The organism is Butyrivibrio sp., assembly GCF_024699075.1.
The window spans coordinates 1-6,994 of record NZ_JAILQF010000404.1 but is presented as its reverse complement, the minus strand read 5'-3'; the positions used below and the strand labels follow the sequence as shown (position 1 = coordinate 6,994).

Genomic DNA, 6,994 nt, shown 5'->3' with positions numbered 1-6,994 from the left:
AATTTCCGGAGAAATCAGATGCTCTTTTTGCAATAAGACTCAGGATCAGGTCAAGAAGCTTATAGCTGGACCTGCAGGTGTATATATTTGTGATGAGTGCGTTGAGATATGCTCAGATATAATTGAAGAGGAATTTGAAGAAGAGCCGGAAGAGAGCATTGATCACAATATCAATCTCTTAAAGCCGGTTGAGATCAAAGAGTTCCTTGATGAGTATGTTATCGGACAGGAAGAAGCTAAAAAGGTTCTTGCTGTGTCTGTATACAACCACTACAAGAGGGTCACAAGCCCCAGAAATTCTGTCGATGATGTAGAACTTCAAAAGAGTAATATCTGCATGATAGGACCTACCGGTTCCGGTAAGACTTATCTTGCTCAGACACTTGCAAAGATCATTAATGTTCCTTTTGCAATTGCAGATGCAACTACTCTTACTGAGGCTGGTTATGTCGGAGAAGATGTTGAGAACATTCTTCTGAAGCTGATCCAGGCTGCAGATTATGATATTGAGCGTGCTCAGTATGGAATTATCTACATCGATGAGATAGACAAGATCAGTAAGAAGGGTGAGAACGTATCTATCACCAGAGATGTATCAGGTGAAGGTGTTCAGCAGGCTCTTCTTAAGATTATAGAAGGTACGGTTGCAAGTGTTCCTCCTCAGGGCGGACGTAAGCATCCTCATCAGGAAGTGATTCAGATCGATACCAGCAATATCCTTTTCATATGCGGTGGAGCTTTTGATGGTCTTGAGAAGATCATTGAAGCCAGAATTGATCATAAGTCAATTGGATTTAATGCTGAAATCCTTGATAAGTCAGAACGTGAGATAGGACAGGTGCTTGAGCATGTAACACCTCAGGATCTTGTTAAGTTCGGTCTTATCCCTGAGTTTGTAGGTCGTGTTCCGATCACAGTAACTCTTGAAGGACTTACAGAGGAATCTCTTGTGCGTATTCTTAAAGAGCCTAGAAATGCTCTTGTTAAGCAGTATCAGAAGCTTTTCGGACTTGATGATGTACAGCTTACATTTGAAGATGATGCGATCATGAAGATAGCTTCTATGGCTCATGAGAGAGCTACTGGTGCTCGTGGCCTTCGTTCTATTATGGAGAAGGCTATGATGGATGTTATGTACAAGATTCCATCTGATGAGAATGTAGAAGAGTGTATCGTTACGAAAGCAGCAGTTGAAGGTGAGAGCCAGCCGCTTCTCGTCTACAAGGATCAGAAGAGACTTAAGACTGCTAAATAATAGCACAGCCTGATTGCGAATATTGGCAATGCAGACAGTGTAGGTGACTGATAATACAGGCAGGGGTGCAAGCTCCTGCCTTGTTTTTGGAGAAATATAATGGAATTTAAGATTAAGAATGCTGAACTTGAGATAGTATGTGGTATAACCAGTAAGCTTCCTAATAACTCTCAGCCTGAATTTGCTTTTGCAGGTAAGAGTAATGTTGGCAAGTCTTCGCTTATCAACGGACTTATGAATCGTAAGAATCTTGCTCGTACGAGTGCAGAACCCGGCAAGACGCAGACTATCAATTTTTATCATGTTAATAATGAATTTTATCTTGTGGATCTTCCTGGATATGGATATGCCAAGAGAGCCAAAGGTGAGGTTGAAAAGTGGGGTAGGATGATAGAGAACTATCTCCATACATCCAGAGTTCTTAAGAATGTATTTCTTTTGATAGATATAAGACATGAGCCTTCTGCCAATGACATCCAGATGTATGAATGGATAGTTCATCAGGGATTTGAGCCTATCATAATTGCTACTAAAGCTGATAAGCTCAATAAGTCGCAGCTTCCCAAGGCTATCAAGCTCATACGTCAGACACTTAATATGCCTGAAGATGAACTTCTCATCCCGTATTCAGCTGTTACCAAAAAGGGGAGAGAAGAAATCTACGATATCATAAATGATAGAATGTAGAAAATAATTTGTTAAAGCGTTATAATTATTTTAAGAAGAGTATTATTTTATAGAATCCGGATTGATTCCAGGGAGAAAGGAAGCATTTATGAGATGTATCAGAACTCCTATTAAATCAACAGTCTATAAGTATGAGCTTGGCAAAGGCTTTGAGGATGGTTTTGAACCATATTCTGAAGTTGTGACCAAAGGCTGGTTCGTGACAGATAATCTTGTTAAAGTAACGCGTGATAACGGTCTTATAGTATGTCCATACATCAATCACAGGAGAGGTCGTACTTTTGTCTGTGAGAATGATTATGTAATAGTCGATGATGACGGTACCAAACATCTATGTGGTCATGATAAGATCTTTGATAGGTATGAGATTATTGAAGAGTAGTCTGGATTATGCATAGGCATGAGCAAAGTAGCACGTAGTGCGGATTTGCGAATGTTTGAAGGCGCAAGACATCCGGGGGATGTCTGCTTTGCGCCGACCGGAGTAGAACGTAGATGTGAGAGTTTCGAAGAAACGGAACAATCCGGTAGTCATATGGTGTCAAAAGGAACTTTTGACACCTACCTCATTTTGATAATTATAAAAACAGGGTAATGATATGATCAGAAAAACTAAAGCGGTAATGAACAGAGTAACAGAAGTATGCAAGCGTCTCGACGAGCAGTACGGCTCAGATATGCGAACATACCTCGACCATAGAAACGCCTTTGAGCTTTTAATTGCTACCATACTGTCAGCCCAGTGCACTGACAAAAGGGTAAACATGGTAACCCCATCCCTTTTTGCCAAGTATCCTACAGTACATGATTTTGCAAATGCTGATATTAAGGAGCTGGAAAAAGAGATCCATTCCATAGGCTTCTATCATGCCAAAGCAAAGAATATAATAGGCTGCGCCAGGAAGCTTGAAAGTGATTTTAATGGAGAAGTCCCAAGGACAATAGAAGAGCTTACGTCACTTCCCGGAGTTGGACGTAAAACTGCCAACGTAATAAGAGGCAATATATTTGAAGACCCAAGTATCGTTGTGGATACTCATGTTAAGAGAATATCCAAAAGGCTTGGATTTACAGACTCTGATGATCCTGTTGTAGTAGAACAGGATCTTATGAAGATACTTCCCAAAGAAAACTGGATCAGATATAACATCCAGATAATATTCCTTGGAAGGACCATATGTAAGGCACCTACACCAAAGTGTTCGGAGTGCTTTATGAGCGATATCTGTCCTAGCTATACAGCTAAATGAACTTACCCTGCTTCCTGCATCAGGTACTGTTCAATTGAATCTTTGTTCATGGATCTTAGCTCTGCGGCATATGGCTGCAGGGCTTTAATTTTGTCTCTGGCTTCTGTTTCAGAGAGACCAAGATGATTTTTGTAGATATCACATAGCATATGATAGGTTTCTGATATATCACATTTGGTGGAAACCGAAAATTCAAGCATAGATACGATTTCCTTATAAAGACCCTCTTCATACAATACATCAGCCCATTCCTGAAGGGTTTTAATAAGAGTTATGTAGCTTGCGTCATATTCCATGAGCTTTGTAATATTGGCAGCTCCGTATTCGAGTTTTAGATCTGTATTGGTTATGCCGGTAAGATTTACTATTTTTCTGGTGTCCTTTGAAAGATTATGTATCGTATATTCCATATGTTCTATTTCTTTATGATCTTTCAGGGCACCAAAAGGGAGCTTGTCTTCAGGGATCGTAATATAATCAAGATCCTTGAGACTCTTTATGGGCGCAAGGTTTGCAAGTCTTTCTCTTTCCCAGAAAGTTTGCTGACCATTTGGCTTTTTGGAATCTTTATTCATTTCGATCCTAAGCCATGCGCAGAAGATTATGAAAAGAAATAAAAAAGTTGGAAAGCCAATATTATTAAACAAGTTTCCGTTCCCCCAAAAAGTGGTATAATGACGTGAGGGTTATTTGTTCATATAGTAATGCTTAAAGCACAGTACCTATATAAATGTATTCCCCACAAGATAAATAGTGCATTTGAAGAGATATGCGATACTTTTATTTCTTTAAATAACAATAATTAATTAGCTATTTATAATATAGCACAAGGGTAGTGGCAGTGAATAATAAATTATTATTCACAGTGTTTGTTTGTGCATTTGGATGGCTTTTTATGTGCCTTGTCTAAATGCAATAGTTTTTTCTTATATAAATTTATTCGTAAGTAAGAGGATAATTATGAGAAAGATAGTGATTGGTGTAGCAGCTTTTGCTGCGATTATGCTGGCATCTCCAATGGTCACGGAGGCTAAGACTGAAGCTAAGATTCCCAATGGGGTAACTATTGGAAGCGTTGATGTTTCAGGGATGACTTATGATGAAGCGGTTTCGGCGGTCAATTCATATATGGATACGCTTTCTGCAGCCAATATTACGTTAAAAGGTGCAAGGCAGGAGGACGTAGTAACTGTAACGGCTGCAGATCTTGGACTTACCTGGACTAATACAGATGTGGTAGACAGTGCTCTTAATATAGGAAAAGAAGGTAACGTGGTTCAGCGTTACAAACAGCTCAAGGACATCGCAAATGGCGGAGTATCTCTTGATCTTGAATATGCTTTTGATGACACAATGATCATGGACGTTTTTGCAGGCGAATGCGATTCATTCAATGTTGAAGAGGTTGACTACTCGCTTGATCGTGAGAATGGATCTTTTAGTATTGTAGAGGGAACTACAGGATATGAGCTCAATCAGACAGCTTCTATTGACCAGCTTCAGAATTATATCATAGACAGCTGGGATGGCTCAGATTTTGAACTTGCTCTTACAGTAGATGTTACAGAACCTATGGGAAGTTCAGAGGAACTTTCAAAGGTTGGAGATGTGCTTGGAACATATTCTACAAGCTATAAGACATCAGGTTCATCAAGAAGCGGTAATATTGCCAACGGATGTAAGCTTGCAAGCGGCATCACATTATATCCGGGCGAAGAGTTTTCAATGCTTGATAATATAACTCCTTTTACAGAGGAAAATGGTTATTATCTTGCAGGATCATACCTTCAGGGTCAGGTAGTAGAGAGCTTTGGCGGCGGAATCTGTCAGGTATCCACAACTTTATACAATGCAGTTCTTAAGGCAGAGCTTGAAGTAACAGAAAGATATAGTCATTCCATGATAGTAAGTTATGTAGATCCTTCACAGGATGCTGCGATAGCTGAAAATGGCGGTAAGAACTTTAAATTTGTAAATAGTACTGATTATCCTATCTATATTGATGGATATACAACATCAGATAAATCGATAGTATTTACAATATATGGAGTTGAGACTAGAGAATCAGACAGGGTTGTAACTTATGAAAGTGAAGTTCTGGAAACCAACGTTCCTGAAACAGATACTTTCGTACTTGATTCATCCCAGCCGGTTGGCTATGTAAAGGTAACCCAGTCTGCACATAATGGAATAAAGGCTCAGCTCTGGAAGGTTGTCACAGTTAACGGCAAGGAAGAAAGCCGTGAGGTAGTCAATTCAAGTAATTACAGCATGGTTCCGAGAATAGTGGCAGTAGGAACGGCGGGAGCGGATGAAAATGTTCTGGCTCAGATCAATGCTGCGATAGCGACAGGATCATACGATCAGGTAGTTGCCATGAGTAACTCAATGGCAGCAGTAATAGCGGCTCAAAGCCAGCAGATTGATCCTACAACTGGACTTCCTATAACAACTGATCAGACTGCTACAGAAAGCCAGGATCAGGCTACAACAACTGATGGAGCAACGGGCGAAACTGCAAGTGATCAGACAGCTCAAACAACAGATGGGACTACAGGCGGATGAGAATCGGTAAGATTACAGAGAATGTACTTAAAAGGTCTGTTTGGAAACAGATCCATAATGGTAAATATAAGAATGGCGCAGCAGGATATACCGACTGCGCCTGTTTTGAAACCGATGATATAAATGAAGATTTTGACATAGTTTCTTCGGTACATACTGTTACTGTAAATTCGTCGTATAGCGGTAAATATGCAGTAATAACTGCCTGTAACAATCTTATCGCAGGCGGCGGAGAGCCTTTGCAGATACTTATATCAATAACTCTTCCTGCAGATGCACAGGAAGCTGTTATAAGGAAGATAATGAATGATGCTCAGGATGCAGCAGCTTATTATAAAGCTGAGATTGCAGGAGGTCATACTGAAGTTTCAGGATTAGTAAAGGCTCCCCTTGTGACAGCGACTGCTATAGGATACAGGACTAAGGAAGGAATCATATCTGAATCTAAATCTGAATCTGATTTAGAATCTGATCCTGAATCTTTTGATATTTACTCTTTGAATAAATCTTTTTCTGATAAAAAAGCTCTTTTATCAAAGCCTGATAGAGAATATGACATCGTAGTTACCAAGTGGATTGCCCTATCCGGAACTGCCATGCTTGCAGAAGAAAAGGGAGATATTATAAGAAAAAGATATCCTTCTTTTATCATAGATGCAGGTCTTTCTTTTGGAAAAATGGACTATCTCTCAGTTTATGATGAAGCCCGTATTGCGGCTTTAAATAAGGCGGTATGTATCCATGATATATCAAGCGGCGGAATATTTGCAGCGCTGTGGGAGCTCGGCCAGATGACGGGACTTGGAATGGAAGTTGATCTAAAAGCTATACCTATAAGACAGGAGACTGTTGAGATCACTGATGTTTTTGACCTTAATCCTTATCTTCTCGCATCAGGAGGATCGCTTCTTATAGCAGCTTTTGATGGAGGAAAGATGGTTAAAGCCCTTGAAGAAGAGGGAATTCCGGCAGCAGTAATTGGAAAACTTGTAAAAGGCAATGACCGAATCATAAGAAATGAGGATGAGACAAGATTTCTGGACCTTCCTCAAAGCGATGAGATTCTTAAGGTACTAGTGTGCTGACTCATTCATAATTAACCAAATTACTTGTCTATGAATTTATCTACTTCGTCATAAAATCTCGACAATGATTACATTGCCTTCGATTTTATATCCTTGTATATAAATCCATATCCTTCGTAATTTGATTAAAGATGAACGAGTCAACACACTAG

Annotated in this window: 7 protein-coding genes; 6 read left to right on the top strand and 1 reads right to left on the bottom strand. The window is 39.7% G+C overall.

Annotation, left to right across the window (positions count from 1 at the left end; genetic code table 11):
• Nucleotide 1 precedes the first annotated feature (1 nt).
• From clpX to nth, 4 genes are all read left to right on the top strand, one after another.
• Nucleotides 2–1,255 (top strand): ATP-dependent Clp protease ATP-binding subunit ClpX, encoded by a 1,254-nt coding sequence (gene clpX / locus K6G87_RS16235; RefSeq protein ID WP_296839606.1) that lies wholly within the window; start codon nt 2–4, stop codon nt 1,253–1,255.
• Nucleotides 1,256–1,354: 99 nt separating this feature from the next.
• Nucleotides 1,355–1,942: a ribosome biogenesis GTP-binding protein YihA/YsxC gene (gene yihA, locus K6G87_RS16230; protein ID WP_022754968.1), complete on the top strand. Its 588-nt coding sequence runs from the start codon at nt 1,355–1,357 to the stop codon at nt 1,940–1,942.
• An 88-nt stretch (nt 1,943–2,030) separates the two neighbouring features.
• Nucleotides 2,031–2,324, top strand: a complete 294-nt coding sequence (locus K6G87_RS16225) for a hypothetical protein (RefSeq protein WP_022754969.1) — start codon at nt 2,031–2,033, stop codon at nt 2,322–2,324.
• A 217-nt stretch (nt 2,325–2,541) separates the two neighbouring features.
• Nucleotides 2,542–3,192, top strand: a complete 651-nt coding sequence (nth, locus tag K6G87_RS16220) for an endonuclease III (protein WP_296839602.1) — start codon at nt 2,542–2,544, stop codon at nt 3,190–3,192.
• 2 nt (nt 3,193–3,194) lie between these two features.
• On the opposite strand, the gene K6G87_RS16215 is transcribed toward nth, so the two are convergent.
• Nucleotides 3,195–3,839 carry a hypothetical protein gene (locus K6G87_RS16215; protein ID WP_296839600.1) on the bottom strand — a complete coding sequence of 215 codons (645 nt, stop codon included), beginning with the start codon at nt 3,837–3,839 and terminating at the stop codon, nt 3,195–3,197.
• Nucleotides 3,840–4,152: 313 nt separating this feature from the next.
• Here K6G87_RS16215 and K6G87_RS16210 point away from each other — a divergent pair, with 313 nt between their 5' ends.
• Both K6G87_RS16210 and K6G87_RS16205 read left to right on the top strand, forming a co-directional pair.
• Nucleotides 4,153–5,757, top strand: coding sequence for a VanW family protein (locus tag K6G87_RS16210; RefSeq protein WP_296839598.1), 1,605 nt, complete (start codon nt 4,153–4,155; stop codon nt 5,755–5,757).
• Entirely contained in the window at nt 5,754–6,842 is a 1,089-nt protein-coding gene (locus tag K6G87_RS16205; RefSeq protein ID WP_296839596.1) for an AIR synthase-related protein, read from the top strand. Before K6G87_RS16210 ends, K6G87_RS16205 begins: the two co-directional genes overlap by 4 nt.
• The last annotated feature ends 152 nt before the right edge of the window (nt 6,843–6,994 follow it).

Bases quoted from the DNA above. Each gene is read 5' to 3' on its own strand.
- nth (WP_296839602.1), top strand. From the start codon at position 2,542: ATGATCAGAAAAACTAAAGCGGTAATGAACAGAGTAACAGAAGTATGC.
- yihA (WP_022754968.1), top strand. From the start codon at position 1,355: ATGGAATTTAAGATTAAGAATGCTGAACTTGAGATAGTATGTGGTATA.
- K6G87_RS16210 (WP_296839598.1), top strand. From the start codon at position 4,153: ATGAGAAAGATAGTGATTGGTGTAGCAGCTTTTGCTGCGATTATGCTG.
- K6G87_RS16225 (WP_022754969.1), top strand. From the start codon at position 2,031: ATGAGATGTATCAGAACTCCTATTAAATCAACAGTCTATAAGTATGAG.
- K6G87_RS16205 (WP_296839596.1), top strand. From the start codon at position 5,754: ATGAGAATCGGTAAGATTACAGAGAATGTACTTAAAAGGTCTGTTTGG.